The organism is Pseudarthrobacter sp. R1 (assembly GCF_024494415.1).
Lineage (GTDB): Bacteria > Actinomycetota > Actinomycetes > Actinomycetales > Micrococcaceae > Arthrobacter.
In genome coordinates this window covers 287753-303352 of the sequence record NZ_JAMKFI010000008.1, presented here as the reverse complement: position 1 = coordinate 303352, position 15600 = coordinate 287753, and the positions used below count along the sequence as shown (strand labels likewise).

15 protein-coding genes are annotated in these 15600 nt (G+C 66.2%); 3 read left to right on the top strand and 12 right to left on the bottom strand.

Features of this window, described 5'->3' with window-relative positions; translation table 11 throughout:
- Positions 1–45: 45 nt before the first annotated feature.
- From M8J71_RS12195 to M8J71_RS12170, 6 genes are all read right to left on the bottom strand, one after another.
- Positions 46–1212: an RtcB family protein gene (locus M8J71_RS12195; protein ID WP_256248165.1), complete on the bottom strand. Its 1167-nt coding sequence runs from the start codon at positions 1210–1212 to the stop codon at positions 46–48.
- 293 nt (positions 1213–1505) lie between these two features.
- The gene (locus tag M8J71_RS12190) at positions 1506–2912 is read right to left on the bottom strand and encodes a sulfate adenylyltransferase subunit 1 (protein WP_256248164.1); all 1407 of its coding nucleotides are present in this window, start codon (positions 2910–2912) and stop codon (positions 1506–1508) included.
- Positions 2912–3859 carry a sulfate adenylyltransferase subunit CysD gene (gene cysD / locus M8J71_RS12185; protein WP_256248163.1) on the bottom strand — a complete coding sequence of 316 codons (948 nt, stop codon included), beginning with the start codon at positions 3857–3859 and terminating at the stop codon, positions 2912–2914. The genes M8J71_RS12190 and cysD overlap by 1 nt, the downstream gene beginning before the upstream one ends.
- Positions 3856–4653: a phosphoadenylyl-sulfate reductase gene (locus tag M8J71_RS12180; RefSeq protein WP_374114844.1), complete on the bottom strand. Its 798-nt coding sequence runs from the start codon at positions 4651–4653 to the stop codon at positions 3856–3858. The genes cysD and M8J71_RS12180 overlap by 4 nt, the downstream gene beginning before the upstream one ends.
- Positions 4650–6395, bottom strand: coding sequence for a nitrite/sulfite reductase (locus tag M8J71_RS12175; protein ID WP_256248162.1), 1746 nt, complete (start codon positions 6393–6395; stop codon positions 4650–4652). The genes M8J71_RS12180 and M8J71_RS12175 overlap by 4 nt, the downstream gene beginning before the upstream one ends.
- A 54-nt stretch (positions 6396–6449) precedes the next feature.
- Positions 6450–7331 carry a sirohydrochlorin chelatase gene (locus tag M8J71_RS12170; protein ID WP_256248161.1) on the bottom strand — a complete coding sequence of 294 codons (882 nt, stop codon included), beginning with the start codon at positions 7329–7331 and terminating at the stop codon, positions 6450–6452.
- Positions 7332–7392: 61 nt separating this feature from the next.
- Between M8J71_RS12170 and M8J71_RS12165 the strand changes: the two genes are divergently transcribed.
- Both M8J71_RS12165 and M8J71_RS12160 read left to right on the top strand, forming a co-directional pair.
- Positions 7393–8064, top strand: coding sequence for a trimeric intracellular cation channel family protein (locus M8J71_RS12165; RefSeq protein WP_256248160.1), 672 nt, complete (start codon positions 7393–7395; stop codon positions 8062–8064).
- A 14-nt stretch (positions 8065–8078) separates the two neighbouring features.
- Positions 8079–8504: an SMI1/KNR4 family protein gene (locus M8J71_RS12160; protein WP_163161658.1), complete on the top strand. Its 426-nt coding sequence runs from the start codon at positions 8079–8081 to the stop codon at positions 8502–8504.
- Positions 8505–8614: 110 nt separating this feature from the next.
- On the opposite strand, the gene M8J71_RS12155 is transcribed toward M8J71_RS12160, so the two are convergent.
- The 6 genes from M8J71_RS12155 to M8J71_RS12130 all read right to left on the bottom strand — a co-directional run bounded on the left by M8J71_RS12155 (position 8615) and on the right by M8J71_RS12130 (position 13992).
- A complete protein-coding gene (locus M8J71_RS12155; RefSeq protein ID WP_256248159.1) occupies positions 8615–9124 on the bottom strand; it encodes an endonuclease domain-containing protein in 510 nt (169 codons plus the stop codon).
- Positions 9118–9480: a type IV toxin-antitoxin system AbiEi family antitoxin domain-containing protein gene (locus M8J71_RS12150; protein WP_256248158.1), complete on the bottom strand. Its 363-nt coding sequence runs from the start codon at positions 9478–9480 to the stop codon at positions 9118–9120. The genes M8J71_RS12155 and M8J71_RS12150 overlap by 7 nt, the downstream gene beginning before the upstream one ends.
- A gap of 432 nt (positions 9481–9912) precedes the next feature.
- Positions 9913–11013: a polyprenyl synthetase family protein gene (locus M8J71_RS12145; RefSeq protein ID WP_256248157.1), complete on the bottom strand. Its 1101-nt coding sequence runs from the start codon at positions 11011–11013 to the stop codon at positions 9913–9915.
- Complete coding sequence (locus tag M8J71_RS12140) at positions 11010–12341, bottom strand: geranylgeranyl reductase family protein (RefSeq protein WP_256248156.1); 1332 nt, start codon at positions 12339–12341, stop codon at positions 11010–11012. The genes M8J71_RS12145 and M8J71_RS12140 overlap by 4 nt, the downstream gene beginning before the upstream one ends.
- Before the next feature lie 3 nt (positions 12342–12344).
- Positions 12345–13130: a demethylmenaquinone methyltransferase gene (locus M8J71_RS12135; RefSeq protein WP_256248985.1), complete on the bottom strand. Its 786-nt coding sequence runs from the start codon at positions 13128–13130 to the stop codon at positions 12345–12347.
- Positions 13131–13206: 76 nt separating this feature from the next.
- Positions 13207–13992, bottom strand: a complete 786-nt coding sequence (locus M8J71_RS12130; protein ID WP_256248155.1) for an alpha/beta fold hydrolase — start codon at positions 13990–13992, stop codon at positions 13207–13209.
- Positions 13993–14092: 100 nt separating this feature from the next.
- Between M8J71_RS12130 and M8J71_RS12125 the strand changes: the two genes are divergently transcribed.
- Positions 14093–15496 carry an isochorismate synthase gene (locus tag M8J71_RS12125; RefSeq protein ID WP_256248154.1) on the top strand — a complete coding sequence of 468 codons (1404 nt, stop codon included), beginning with the start codon at positions 14093–14095 and terminating at the stop codon, positions 15494–15496.
- Positions 15497–15600: the final 104 nt, after the last annotated feature.

The following is a 15600-nucleotide window of genomic DNA, read 5'->3' as shown; positions in this document are numbered from 1 at the left end:
GAAGCGTCCTGACCCTTACCAGCAGGACAGACCGGTCCACCCACGTCAGTTGCCTTTGACGTTGATCAACTGCCGAAGTTTGTGCCGGACCGTGACGAGGTCGGCGGCGTCCTGCATCACCTGGTCAATCGACTTGTACGCAGCCGGGATCTCGTCGATGAACGCTTCGGAGGCACGGAACTCGATGCCCCGCATGGCCTTCTTCAGCTCCTCGAGGGAGAACGTCTTGCGGGCAGCGTTGCGGGAGTACTCCCGACCTGCCCCGTGCGGTGAAGAGTTCAGGGATGCTGGGTTGCCGCGTCCTTCCACAACGTACGACGCCGTCCCCATGGAACCGGGAATGAGTCCGGGATCGCCCGGCGCGGCTTTGATGGCCCCCTTCCGGGATACCCAGAGGGACCTGCCGTAGTGCGTCTCCTGCTGCGTGAAGTTGTGGTGGCAATTGATCCGCTCGCGTTCCTGCACCGGGCCGCCCACCCAGTTGCCGAACTGCGTGCTGACGCGGTCCATCATTTCCTCCCGGTTCAGCAGGGCGAAGTGCTGGGCCCAGCGGAGCTCCGCGATATACCGGTCGAACTGCGGCGTGCCCTCATCGAGGTAGGCCAGGTCCGGGTGGGGCAGGTGAATCTGGTTCTTCCGGGAGACGAGCTGGGCGACGCCGATGTGGTGCTGGGCGATCTTGTTGCCAATGCCGCGCGAGCCGGAGTGCAGGAACAGCCAGACGTCGTCGGCCTCGTCTGCGCAAACTTCAATGAAGTGGTTGCCCGAGCCCAGCGAGCCCAGCTGCAGCTCCCACTTCGCAACGTACTGGGCGGGGTTGAAGCCCGCCTTTGCCGCCAGTTCCTTCAGTTCCGCGATCCGGGGCTCCGCCGTCGGGAGCACTTTTTTGTTGTTGTGCCCGGCGGACAGCGGAATGACGCGCTCGATGTCTTCGCGGAGCTTTTTACGGTCCTTCGGCAGGTCTTTCAACGAATACTGGGTCCGGACGGCGATCATGCCGCAGCCGATGTCCACCCCCACGGCCGCCGGGATGATCGCGTGCAGCGTGGGGATGACCGAGCCCACGGTGGCGCCCTTGCCCAGGTGCGCGTCGGGCATCAGCGCCAGGTGCGGATAGATGAACGGGAGCGTGGACGTCATCACGGCCTGCTCCCGCGTTTGGCCGTCCAGGATTGAAGCCCAGTTGAGCAGCTTGCTGTTGATGGTTTCCATACAGGGCCTCCCACTCACGGCTGAGGACTAACGTGGTTCCTAGGCTAACCCCACCCGCCCAGCGGACCGGAGCCCCACCCCCAACAAGGAGACGCAACCATGGTGAACGTCCAGACTGAGATCATCATCAGCCGGCCTCGCGCCGAAGTGGCGGAGTACGCGGCCGACCCGGACAACGCCCCCCGCTGGTACGTGAACAGGTAAGCCAGCCGTTAACCGCGAAATCGCCGGAACGGTGCGTGGTAGCCGTAGCGCTACGGCTACCACGCACCGTTCCGGCGATTTGGCCGAGCCTAGATGCTGTAGCGCTCGTCCTCGTGGTCGCCCGGGTGGTCCTTGACCAGGCCGGCGGCCAGCGTGTTGCCGTCCAGCGGATCGATCACCAGGAAGGCGCCGGTGCGGCGGTGGTGCAGGTAGTTCTCCAGCGGCAGCGGCGCGGCGAGCCGGAGCTGCGCGTGGCCGATGTCGTTCAGTTCCAGCGTGGACGCGGGCTCCAGCTTGAAGGAGGCCAGGTCCAGCTTGCCGCCAACGTTGCGGACCAGCGCCTGGACCGTGCGGGTGCCGTGCTTGACCAGCACCTTCTGGCCCTCGCGGAGCGGCTTCGGGGACAGCCAGCAGAGCGAGGCGTACAGGTCCGCGGATGCTTCGCGGACGGTGCCGGCGGCGGCGATGGTGTCACCGCGGGCGACGTCGAATTCCTCTGCCAGGCGGATGGCGACGGACTGCGGTGCCGCGGCTTCCTCCAGCGAGGCGCCGGCGAAGTCGATGCCTACCACCGTGGTGGTGCGCGGGTCCTGGCCGGGAGTCAGGACGGAGACCTTGTCCCCCACCTTGACCGAGCCTTCGGTGATCTGGCCGGCGTACGCGCGGTAGTCGCGGTAGGCCTCCGCATCCAGGCCGGCTGCGACGGCGTCGGGAGCCAGTGCACCCTGCGGCCGGATGACCAGCTGCACCGGGAAGCGGAAGCTCTCCAGGTGGCTTTCCAGCTCGTCAGCGGCCGGAAGGGTCTCGAGCACCTCGAGCAGCGCGGGTCCGGTGTACCAGGGAGTCCGCTCGGAGCGGTCCACCACGTTGTCGCCGTCGAGCGCCGAAACGGGGATGACCAGCAGGTCGGTGATGCCATCGGAACCGAGGCCCAGCTCGCGGCCCACCTGCTGCACGTCGGCTTCGATCTCGCGGAACACGGACTCGCTGAAGTCCACCAGGTCGATCTTGTTGACGGCCACGATCACGTGCGCCACGCGCAGCAGCTGCAGTACGGACAGGTGCCGGCGGGTCTGCTCCAGGACACCCTTGCGGGCGTCAATGAGTACGACGACGGCATCCGCTGTGGACGCGCCGGTCACCGTGTTCTTGGTGTACTGAACGTGCCCGGGGCAGTCGGCCAGGATGAAGCTGCGGCGGTCCGTGGCGAAGTAGCGGTAGGCCACGTCGATGGTGATGCCCTGTTCGCGCTCGGCACGCAGGCCATCGGTCAGCAGGGCAAGGTCGATGCCGCCCTTGTCGCCGCCAAAGCCGCGGTCGGCTGAGGTGCGGGCAACGGCATCAAGCGTGTCAGCCAGGATGGCCTTGGAATCGTGAAGGAGGCGGCCCACCAACGTGGACTTGCCGTCGTCGACCGATCCTGCGGTAGCGAACCGGAAGAGGGTCGTAGGCAGGGCTGTCTCCAGGTCCGCCGGGAGAACTGCTTCGGTGGTCATTAGAAATACCCGTCCTTCTTGCGGTCTTCCATGGCTGCCTCGGAGATGCGGTCATCTGCACGAGTGGCGCCACGTTCGGTCAGGGTGGAGGCGGCGACTTCAACCACAACATCGGACACGGTGTACGCGTCCGACTCCACGGCGCCGGTGCAGGACATGTCCCCCACGGTGCGGTAACGGACGGTCCTGGTGATGACGTCCTCATGCGGCAGCGGCTGGGATACCTCGCCCACTGCGCGCCACATGCCGTCGCGGGCGAAGACCTCGCGCTCGTGGGCGTAGTACAGGCCAGGCAGTTCGATGTTCTCTCGCTCGATGTAGCGCCAGATGTCCAGCTCGGTCCAGTTGCTGATGGGGAACGCACGGACGTGCTGGCCCACCGTGTGGCGGCCGTTGTAGAGGTTCCACAGCTCGGGGCGCTGGTTGCGCGGGTCCCACTGGCCGAACTCGTCGCGCAGGCTCAGGATGCGCTCCTTCGCCCGGGCCTTGTCCTCGTCACGGCGGCCGCCGCCGAAGACGGCGTCGAACTTGTTCTGCTGGATGGCGTCCAGCAGCGGGACGGTCTGCAGCGGGTTGCGGGTGCCGTCGGCACGCTCGGCCAGTTCGCCGCGGTCGATGAACTCCTGCACGGAGCCGACCACGAGCTTCAGGCCCAGGCGCTCCACGGTGCGGTCGCGGAAGTCGATGACCTCGGGGAAGTTGTGCCCGGTGTCCACGTGCAGCACGGGGAACGGAACCTTGCCCGGCCAGAATGCCTTGGTGGCCAGGTGGAGCATCACCACGGAGTCCTTGCCGCCGGAGAACAGCAGCGCGGGCTTCTCGAACTCGGCAACAACCTCGCGGATGATGTGGATGGCCTCGGACTCGAGGGTGTCCAGGCTGCTCAGTCGGGTGGAGACGGCGGAGTCAGTCACCTGGGTAGTCTCCTCGGTTAGGAAAGTGCTCATACGTGTAGTCCGCATTCTGTCTTGTCGGAGCCTGCCCAGCGGCCGGCGCGGGGGTCGTCGCCCGGCGCCACCTTCCGCGTGCAGGGCTGGCAGCCAATGGAGGGGTAACCCTGGGAAAGCAGCGGGTTGACGGGCAGGAGGTTGTCGTCCGAGTACTGGACCAGCTGGTCGAACGTCCAAGCAGCCACCGGGTTGACCTTGACCAGGCCGTTGGCCTCGTCCCAGGTCACCAGCGGGGTGTTGGTACGGGTGGGTGCCTCGTCGCGGCGGACGCCGGTGAACCAGAGTTCGTAGCCGGACAGGGTGCGGCGCAGCGGAGCCACCTTGCGAAGGGCGCAGCACCGGGCGGCATCGCGGGCAAAGAGGTCCTTGCCCAGGAGCCGGTCCTGCTGCTCTACGGTGTTTTCGGGGAGAACGTCCACCACGTTGACGCGGAGGTTTGCGGCCACCTCGTCACGCGTGGCGTAGGTTTCCGGGAAGTGGTAGCCGGTCTCCAGGAACAGGACGTCGACGCCGGGCAGCTGGTCCGCGACCAGGGCGGGCAGGACGGCGTCAGCCATGGAGCATGCGACGGCGACCGCGGGCAGGTCGAAGTTGCGCTCCACCCAGGCGATGACGTCGCGGGCCGGGGCGTCCCAGCCGAGCTCGGCAGCACCGGCTTCGGCAAGGGCCTTCAGCTCTTCCTTCGAGCGGAGCTTCGGAGCGGGCGCGAGTTCAGCCACGGTCGCCTCAACCTGTGCTGATGCAACAGCCGGCGCAACCACCGGGTCTACTCCAAGTGCGTGCTTACTCACTGGAGTGCCTCCTCGTCTGCTGCGTGAGCCCACTCTGCGAAGGTCTGGCCCTCGGCGCGCTGGGCCACGAACGTGCGGACCACGCGCTCCACATAGTCGGGCAGGTCGTCGACATAGACCTTGAGGCCGCGGACGGTGCGTCCCAGGCCTGCTTCCTCGCGCTCGTTGGATGCCAGTCCGCCGCCCAGGTGGACCTGGAAGCCCGGGGACGGGTCGCCGTCGGGCGTGGGCAGCATCATGCCCTTGAGGCCGATGTCCGCGGTCTGGATGCGGGCGCAGGAGTTGGGGCAGCCGTTGATGTGCAGGGACAGCGCGTGCGGCAGTTGGCCGGATTCGGCGAGGTCGGCCAGGCGGCGTTCCAGCTCGGCCACGGCGGTTGCGGCCGTGTGCTTGGTCTCCACGATGGCCAGCTTGCAGTACTCGATGCCGGTGCAGGCGATGGTGCCGCGGCGGAACACGGACGGGCGGGCGGACAGGCCCAGCGCATCCAGCTCGGCCACCAGCGGCTCCACTTGGTCCTTCTCAACGTCCAGGACCACCAGCTTCTGGTGCGGGGTGGTGCGCAGCCGGTAGGAACCGCGGGCTTCGAGGGTGTCCGCGAGCTTGACCAGGCTCGCGCCGGACAGGCGGCCGGCCAGCGGAGTGGCACCGATGAAGAACTTGCCGTCCTTCTGCTCGTGGATACCGATGTGGTCACCCGGAGTGGTGGGCTTGGGCGCGGCGGGACCGTCGGCCAGCTTGTAGCCCAGGTACTCGTCCTCGAGGATCTGGCGGAACTTCTCCGGACCCCAGTCGGCCATCAGGAACTTCAGGCGGGCCTTGGTGCGCATGCGCCGGTAGCCGTAGTCGCGGAAGATGCTGGTGACGCCGAGCCAAACATCCGCGGCCTGTTCCGGCTTCACGAAGGCGCCCAGCCGCTTCCCGAGCATCGGGTTGGTGGACAGCGCGCCGCCGGCCCAGAGGTCGTAGCCGATCCCCAGTTCGGGGTGGCGGACACCCACCAGGGCGAAGTCGTTGATCTCGTGGACCACGTCCTGGCTGGGGTGGCCGGTGATGGCGGTCTTGTATTTGCGCGGCAGGTTGGACAGCAGCGGGTTGCCGATGAACCGCTCCCCCAGCTCCTCGATCAGCGGGGTGGGGTCGATGATCTCGTCCTTGGCGATGCCGGCCACGGGCGAACCGAGGATGACGCGCGGTACGTCGCCGCAGGCCTCGGTGGTGGAGAGGCCAACAGCTTCCAGGCGGGTCCAGATCTCGGGGATGTCCTCCACGCGGATCCAGTGCAGCTGAATGTTCTGGCGGTCCGTAAGGTCGGCAGAGTCCCGTGCGAAATCAACGGAAATCTGCCCGATGACGCGCAGCTGCTCGGTGGTGAGCGCTCCGCCGTCGATCCGCACGCGGAGCATGAAGTACTTGTCCTCGAGCTCGTGCGGCTCAAGGGTTGCTGTCTTGCCGCCGTCGATCCCGGGCTTGCGCTGGGTGTACAGGCCCCACCAGCGGAACCGGCCGTGCAGGTCCTGGCCGGGGATGGCGTCGAAGCCCTCTTTGGAGTAAATGGACTCGATACGCTCGCGCACGTTAAGGCCGTCGTCTTCCTGTTTCCAGGTTTCGTTGGCGTTCAGCGGCGTCTTGCCGTCCACTTTCCACTGCCCGTGCGGCTTCGCGGCGGGTCGGGACGTGCGGGCCGGGCGCTTCGGGGCGGCGGTGTCCGCGGACGCTCCGGCTAGAGCTGTATCAGTCATGCATCGACTGTAGGTCCCGCCCGAATAGCGTCACAAAGGCCCGGAAACGCTAAGTCACCTAGGGAAATATTTCGTCACGAAACGCCGGACGGCCTTGAAGAAGCCACCCTGCTGTGCATCTGGCCCGGCTTCTGCGGGCGCTGCGGCGGGCTCGCTGGCAGGCACCTCAGCTGGTGGCTCCGCCGCTTTTTCGGCCGCGGTTTCGCGGGCCTTCGCGACGGCGGCGTCGTACCTTTCCAGCGCGATCTCGGCGAGCACCGGCGACGGCAGCAGCGGTTCCGTCACGAGGTCGGCTCCCGCCTTGGCGAGTTGGTCGTGGAAGTAGCCAGGCGCCAGGAGGTAGGAGGCAATCACCACCCGCCCGCCGACGTCGACAGCCCCTGCCGACGCCCCTGCCCCGGCACCCCCTTCCAGCTCCTCGCGAAGCATCGCGACGGCGTCGGGCACGGACGGCTTGGCAGAGGCCCCATAGGCGGCGACCATCCGGTTGGGCCGCAGCTCCTGGAGCTGGCCCAGCAGCTCCTCGACACTCACGGCCGCCTTGGGGTTGGACGAGCCGGCGGCGGCCAGGACAATCACGTCGCGGTCCGTCACGCCGGCTTCGCGCAGGCGCTGGTCGAGCAGCGCGGCGAGGCGCGGATCCGGTCCGAGCGGGGCGGCGGCCGCACTGCCCGAACGGCTCTTCACAGCCCGCGCGATGTCCACCTTCACGTGGTAGCCAACACTCAGCAGAAGCGGCACCACCACCGCGGACTCCCCCTCCGGCAGGCCCGCCACGACGTCCACCAGGTCCGGCTGCTGGACATCCACGTAGGCTTCGCGGACGTCGAGGCCCGGGCGGAGCGCTGCAATGGCGTCGCGCAGTGCGTTGACCTCTGAGGCGCCTTGTGTGCTGGATGTCCCATGGGCGCAGGCGATCATGATGGGGCTGTTCATAGGGGCTAGCGTAACGTTGGAGCCGCCCTGTCCGCCCTCTTTGAAACCGCCGGGACGCTCAATGACATTCCCTTTTGACATCGCCCTGGTGTGGCTGGACCTGGTAGGTGTCTTCTTCTTCGCTGTCTCGGGATCCCTCCTGGCCGCGCGGAAGCAGTTCGACATTGTGGGTTCGCTCCTGCTGGCCTCCCTCGTTTCCCTGGGCGGCGGGGTTATCCGCGACATCATCCTCGGCGCGACGCCCCCCGCGGCCTTCAGCAATCCCGCATATCTCGTCCCGCCGATGCTGGCCACCTTCCTGGTATACTTCCTGTTTTCCAGCGTGGAACGCTTCACGTCACTGCTGGTCCTGTTCGACGCCGGCGGGCTGGCCTTGTTCTGCATCACAGGCACACTGAAGGCGCTCTCTTTCGGCGTCAATCCTGTTGCGGCCGTCCTGCTGGGCGTTACCACAGCGGTAGGCGGGGGCCTGTTGCGCGACATCACAGCAAACGAGGTGCCCCAACTGTTCAACTCCCGGGACCTCTACGCGCTGCCGGCCTTCACCGGGGCCGCCCTGACCGCGGTGCTGTGGGTCACCGGATCCTTTAATGCGGTGACCGCTTGTGTGGTGGCCGCCCTCGTTTTTGCCTTCCGGGTGGTTGCCTGGCGGCGCTCCTGGTACATCCCGCTGGCCGTCAACGGATGGCACCGTGCATGGGTTGACAGCGGCGAATCGCGGGCCCGCGATTAGCTAGGATATGAACCATGACTGACATGTTCCTCGAGAAATTCCGTGCGCTTGTTCCGAAGTATCTCGAAGACGAATGGCAGGAAGAGGACGGGCTGTCTCCCGAGGAGCTGGACAAGGCCCTGGCCGACCACCAATTCCAGATTCCCCTGGTCCTCCGCGAATTCTATCTGGCCATCGGCGGCTGCGAGGACCTGATGGAGGCCTACCACTACTTCTGGGATCCCGACGAGCTCGAAGTCGACGACGAAGGCTTCCTGATGTTCCTCGAGGATGAAGAAGAGGAATACACCTGGGGCTTCCGCGTAGGCGACCTCAGCGTCCCGGACCCCATTGTGTACCGCCGCAACAACGCCCGCGGCCAGTGGAAGTCCGAAGAAGGCACGTTCTCGGAGTTCGTGTTCGACATGTTCGAGTGGGCCTTCGAGGACGAGGAAGGCTGAGGTTTCCTGCCGCCCCGACCGGCCTCGGGCCAAAATGCGTGATTTATAAGCCAAGCGCTAGGCTGGCCCCTTGATTTCCCGCCGGCTGGCTCCATTGCCGACACTGAAAACTACGCAAACAGGTCAACACCATTGGCAGGACCAGCCGGATACCGCCCGCCTCGCCATAGTTTCAGCACTGCCTGCACCTCGGAGACCATGACCTCTGGTGCGTGGACAACGTCGTCGTAGTAGTAGCGGAGGACCAAGTAGCCATCGATGATGCTGCGGTTGTTACGGCGCTGGTCCCGCTTTACGGAACGTGGCTCGAAATGGGTTGCGCCGTCCGTCTCCACCACGAGGCAGTCCTCCACAAGGAAGTCCACTTCACCAACATCAGGCACCTCCACATGCCTGCGGACATACAGCCCCGCTCGCCGGAAGTGATAGTTCGCCAGGACCTCCAGCAACGAGTCGGCCCTCGGAATCACATAGTCCAGGACTGCCCTGGCCCGGGCATTACGGTTTCCGGGGAGCTTGCGGCACAGGAACTCGACCGTGATGTCCCCGCGCTGAGCGGCACACTGCACCATAACCAACGCCTCGATCTCCGGCAGGCACCGCAAGGAATGGATCAGCACGTCCGCCAGTCCGGCGATCGGCAGCCAGCGGTGGCGTGGATGTGAACACCTCCCGTGGGCAACTGCGCCAGGCGGGGTCCTCTTGTGCCCGGGCTCAGGTGTAGTGCCTCTGGTTTCTGCACCGTCCACAGCCCATACGTCGGTGCAGCCGACAAGCAGGTCAACAGGGCGTTGTACTGCAGCGCCGTGCCAAGGACACCCGCCTCTTGCGGCAGGCTGTAGATGCCCCGCCTCAGGCGCACTATCCGGCCGGACGCCAGGGCCTTATCGATGCTGCTTCGGGTAAACCCTGCCTGACGGAGCGTGGAGTTGCGCGCTGCGCCCGCGCGCCTGCCGAGGAAAGCTTCAATGTCCATGCCTCCACGGTGTCCTGTCCGTGAGGCGAAGGGCACAGTGGTCCTTGATTATGTGGACAAGCCCGCCTTCGTGGGGCACTTCGACACGGACGCGCCAGCTCACCATCCGGAAGAGCCAAGCGGACGCCGCAATGTGCCCCAATGTGGTTTGAAAGTCTTTGACACCTTCAGTAACACAGGACTTGCATCTTGTGACAAATCTGTCATAGACTATTCACGGATCCGCTAAACGCCTCCGGCGGGTCTGATGCGAACGGAGAGATAGCCTCGGTTCACGGCAACGTATGACTCGTATCGTTGCTGCGGACCGGGGCTATCCCGTTTAACGGCTAACCCTGGGACAGCAACTAAAACGCCAGGACCAGGCACGGTCGGGCCCTAAAGAAAAGCCCGGCACCATCCACGGAGCCGGGCTTCCACACACGACAAGGACTAACTGGCGCGGTCCACCACAGCCAGCGCGAAGTTGGACAGCGATTCCTTGACCACACCTTCAGGGAGCGGTGCAAGCGCGGCAATTGCCTCGTTCGCCCACTCGCGCGCCACAACCCAAGACTCCGCAGTCACCGGGTGCCCGCGCAGCGCCGCCACCGCCTCGGCCAAGGCTTCATCGGAGGTCAGGTCGCCATCGATGAGCTTGAGAAGTTCGACGGCGGAGCTGTCACCCTCCGCGGCAGCCCGGCGCAGGAGCAAGACCGGCAGGGTGGGAACGCCTTCCCGCAGGTCCGTCCCCGGTGACTTGCCCGACTTGACCTTGATCCCGGTGACGTCGATGACGTCGTCGGCAAGCTGGAATGCCACGCCCACCTTCTCGCCGTACTCCACCAGGACCGACTCGTAGGCGGGATCGGCTTCGGCAAAAATTGCACCAAGCTGGCCGGATGCCGCAACCAGCGAACCGGTCTTGTCCGCAATGACGGAAAGGTAGTGCTCCACGGGATCCTCGTCCGGACGCGGCCCCACGGTTTCGTGCAGCTGGCCCAGGCACAACCGCTCGAAGGTTCGGGCCTGGATCCCCAACGCCCGTGAACCGAGTTCGGAAACCAGGATCGAGGCCCGGGCAAAGATCAAGTCACCGGTGAGGACCGCCACCGAGTTGCCCCACACTTCGTGGGCCGTGGGCGCACCGCGGCGGAACGGGGCTGAGTCCATCACGTCGTCGTGATACAGGGTGGCCAGGTGGGTCAGTTCCACCACGACGGCGGCCTGCACCACGGCCGGAAGCGATGCGTCACCAAGGTGGGCGCACAGCAGGGTGAGCAAAGGCCTGATGCGCTTGCCGCCGGCTTCCACAAGGTGGCGCGACGTTGCGTCCGCCAGCGGATCCGAGTTCGCAATGGCCTCGCGGAGCTTCTTCTCCACCCGTGCCAGGTTGTTGGTGATGGCCGGCCCCAGCTCGGCATCCCCGGCGATGGCAGCGAAGCCCGCGGGCAGCTGCAAACCCGTTGCGATGGCGGTGGTGTTGAGGCTGGGTTCGGAGTCCGGCAGGCCGTGTCCGGCGTGCGTCCAGCTGTGGTCTGCGGGGTTGGTCACTGGTTAACCCTAACTTTTTGTTGCGGATACCGCTGATTCGAAACCGACTGGGTATTGGATGTGGCCGGGACCAGCGACTCCAGAACTCGGATCACCCGGTCCTCGAAGCCCTTCGCGGAGGGGTCCGTCAGGTTGGCCAAAAGCCGGACCACGAACCGCATCAGCACCGGGATGGGCATGCCGGTGCGCAGCGCGAGCTTCATGACCGCAGGCTTGCCGATCAGCGCTGCGAACGCCCGCCCCAGCGTGAAGTGCGAACCCCACTGGTCCCGCACATACTCCGCGTACCGCGAGAGGTGCGCGTCGGCGTCGTACGTTCCGCCTGAGGAGGCAGCGCGTGAGGAGGCGTCGATGATGAACTCGGCCGCGAACCGGGCGGACTCCATGGCGTAGGAGATGCCCTCGCCGTTGAACGGGGAAACCATTCCGCCGGCATCACCGAGCAGGAGCAGCCCGGGTGAGTAGTGCGGGGTGCGGTTGAAGCCCATGGGCAGCGCGGCGCCGCGGATTTCGCCCACTTGGTTGTCCGGTGTGAAGCCCCAGTCGGCGGGCATGCCGGCGGTCCACTCGCGGAGAACCTGCTTGTAGTCGAGCTTGCCGAATTCCTTGGAGGAGTTCAGGATGCCGAGGCCAACGTTGGAGGTGCCGTCGCCCACGCCGAACACCCAGCCGTAGCCCGGCAGCAGCTTGCCGTCGCGGCCGGGGAGCTCCAGCCAGCCTTCCATCCAGTCATCGTCCGTGCGTGGCGAGGTGAAGTAGGTCCGGACGGCAACGCCCAGCGGGCGGTCGTCGCGCTTTTGGATGCCGAGGGATACGGCCGTGCGGGTGGAGTTTCCGTCGGCGGCGAGTACGACGTCGGCACTGAACTCGCGCGTCTCCCCCGTCTTGCGTCCGGCCTCGTCAAGGATGGCGGCGCGGACGCCGGTTACCCGGCCGTCGTCGTTTCGAAGGGCTTCAGTAACGCTGTGCCGCTCAAGGATTTCGGCGCCCGCGGTCTGGGCGTGGCGGGCCAATTCCTCGTCGAAACCCAGCCGCGTGCGGATCAGGCCGTACTGCGGAAAGTCGGAAACCTCGGGCCAGGGCAGCTCGATGGTCCGGCCCCCGGCGATCAGGCGCAGGCCCTTGTTGCGGCGCCAGCCGTCATCTTCAGGGTGCGGCAGGCCAAGTTTCTGGATTTCGCGGACGGCGCGGGGGGTGAGGCCGTCGCCGCAAACCTTCTCGCGCGGGAAGCTGGTCTTCTCCAAAACCGTGACGTCGATGCCTGCCTTGGCAAGGTAGTACGCGGCAGTGGAGCCGGCCGGCCCCGCGCCGACTATCAGTACCTTCATAGGTCAGCGGGTGATGTTGCGGCGCAGCTTGGCCACGGGGCCTTTGTGCGCGGCGATGGCGGCAGCCGTTCCCCCGGGAGCGCCTGAAGTTGACCCGGGGGCCTTGAACGCACGGTGCACCGCCACGATGCCGCCGGTGAGGTTCCGGTAGGTGACTTTCTCCCAGCCCGATTCCTCCAGCCAGGCAGCAAGGTGGTCCTGGTCCGGCCAGGCGCGGATGGACTCGGCCAGGTAGACGTAGGCGTCCGGGTTGGAGGCGACCTTGACGGCGATGGCCGGCAGGGCGCGCATGAGGTATTCGGTGTACATGGTGCGCCACAGCGGGACCACGGGCTGCGAGAACTCGGCAATGACCAGGCGGCCGCCGGGCTTGGTGACGCGGAGCATCTCCTGCAGCGCCTTTTTCGGCTCGTTGACGTTGCGGAGGCCGAAGGAGATGGTGGTGGCGTCAAAGGTGTTGTCGGCGAACGGCAGGTTGGTGGCGTCCCCGGCGATGAAGTCGATGTCCGGCCGGCGGCGCTTGCCCACCTTGAGCATTCCGAGGGAGAAGTCGCACGCCACTACGTCTATGCCGGCATCGGCATACGGCTCGCTGGACGTGCCCGTTCCGGCGGCAAGATCCAGAACGCGCTGACCCTTGGTGGTTTCCATCGCGTCCACCACGATCTTGCGCCAGCGGCGGGTCTGCCCCAGGGACAGGACATCGTTGACGACGTCGTATTTGGGGGCGACGTCGTCAAACATCGTGGCTACTTCGTCCGGACGCTTATCCAAGGATGCTCGGTTCACCATGTCATTGTCTCAAATCTTCAGGAGGGTCCCGACCAAGCACCTCCCCCGGCGGTCCCCGGGCTGGCCGGCGGAGCTAGCCCAGGAACGCGTTGGTGTCCTCCGCCACCCGCTCCGGATCCTCCCACAGGACCACGTGGCCGACGCCGGGGTAGACCTTCAGGACCGAGCCCGGGATGCGGGCAGCAAGTACTTCGTGGTCGGCCTGGGGCAGGAGACCGTCCTGCTCACCCCGCAGGATGAGGGTGGGCGCGCGGATTACTCCCAGGTCCAAAGGCGGTGTGGCCTGGTAAAGCCCTGCAAGAGCGGACTTCCACACGTGTGCGGGCATCCTGAGGCCGTCACGCACGCGGTCCTCCAGGTACCACTGCGGAACCGGCCTGCCCAGCTGGAACCACAGGAGGGACTGCCGCACCCAGTCCTCGTCAATCGGCCCGGTGAGGGCTTCCGCCTCGTCAGCAAACGCCGGCCTGCGGTTAAGGGTCAGCGGCGCGCCCACCAGGACCAGTGCGTCCACCCGCTCGGGATGGCTGACGGCCAGCTGCTGGGCAACGTAGCCGCCGCTGGAGGAGCCCAGGATGGAAGCGGAGGTCAAGTGCAGGGCGTCGAGAATCGCCGCAACGTCCTCGGCCTGTTCCTGAAGGGAGTAGCCATCAACTGGTTTGTCCGCCTCACCCTGCCCGCGCAGGTCGGGGGCCAGAATCCGGAAATTGGCGAGGAGCGGGATCAGCCGGTCGAAGCTGCGGCGCGATTCACCCCAGGCGTGCAGCAGCAACAAGGGCTTCGCTGGCGGCGCACCGTGCACCAGACATGGCACCGTAATTCCGGTGCGAAGGTTCAGGATGCGGACCTCGGAGTCCATAGCTGAAGGCTACGCCCGGCACGGCTACTGGGGTATGCGCAGCCGACGGTACTCCCCTGTGCGCTTTAGGGGCGGTAAAAAGGAGTACCGTGGAGCAATCATGACCAGCACGTTCCGCACCTTGACAGTCCCCCTTGATGGCCAAAAATTCGCCGGGGGGCTGCCGTCGTTTCTGGTCCGGGACGATGTCCTCTGCTGGACCCGCCGCGAGGCCGGGCTGGTGGGCTTCGGCGAAATCGCCCGCTTCACCGCCACCGGCCCGGAACGCTTCCTCGAGGCCGATATCTGGTGGCGACACCTGGTACTCGAGGCCGACATCACCGACTCCGTGGAACTCCCGGGCACCGGCCCCGTCGCTTTTGGCTCCTTCGCTTTCTCCAAGACGTCGGCCCACGAGTCCCGTCTGATCGTGCCCGAGATCGTCGTGGGCGTGCGGGATGGCCAAATCTGGGTCACCCAGCTGACGTTTGACGACGGCCCCCTCACCGAGGCGGGCGCCCTCGCCGCGCTGGACCGCTGGCTGGGGGGCGGTTCCGACGGTGGAAGCACGGCGGCGGAAAGCACGACGGCGGCAGCGGACTTCGCCGGGAACGGCACCCCGGGCACCGCTTATGGCAAGGCGGGCGGCGCCGTCGTACGTCCGCTTCCCCTGGCAGCCGGCGCAACCCTGCACACAGGCTCGCTGAGCGAGAAGGACTGGATGGCCGCCGTGGCCGCGGGAGTGGCCGAGATCCGGACGGGCGCGCTGGAGAAGCTGGTGCTGGCGCGGGACGTTGTGGCCACTGTTCCCTCCGGCGTGAACGCTGCCAAGGTGCTGGGCGAGCTGGCCAGCCGGTACCGCGAATGTTGGACCTACGGAGTGGACGGGCTGGTGGGTGCCACCCCCGAGATGCTGATCCAGGTGGAGGGGCGCACGGCACAGGCACGCGTGCTGGCCGGCACTTTGGACCGCCGCGATGCGCACGGGGAGGACGGCCTTCCCATGGATTACGCCACCCGTGTGCTGGCGGGATCGGAGAAGCAGCGGCACGAGCACGAGATCGCCATCCAGTCGCTGACGTCCCAACTGGCGCCGTTCTCGGAGGCCATGAACGCCCACGATGAACCGTTCATCCTGGAGCTGCCGAATGTCTGGCACCTGGCGTCGGACGTCAAGGCGGAGCTGACCGAGGTGGAGGGGCACGTCCCAACCTGCCTGGCGCTTATCAATGCCCTGCACCCCACTGCTGCCGTTTGCGGAACCCCCACCCAGGTGGCCGGGGCGCTGATCCGCAAGCTGGAGCACCTGGATCGGGGGCCCTACGCCGGGCCGGTGGGATGGCTTGATGCTGCGGGAAACGGAGAATGGGGCATCGCCCTGCGGGGTGCTGTCATTGAGTCCAACGACACAGTGCGGCTATATGCCGGTTGCGGCATAGTCGACGGCTCGCTGCCAGAGGCCGAGCTCGCCGAGACCTGGGCGAAGTTCCGGCCGATGCTGGAGTCGCTCGGAATCAGCAACTAGGTGCCCTTTTGGCCAGGATGTCCGGCATCCAAGACACCGCCCCTTCCCCTAGGCTTGAAATGAGCAGTAACTTAGTTATCCAATAGTGAAACTAAGTTTCCTGT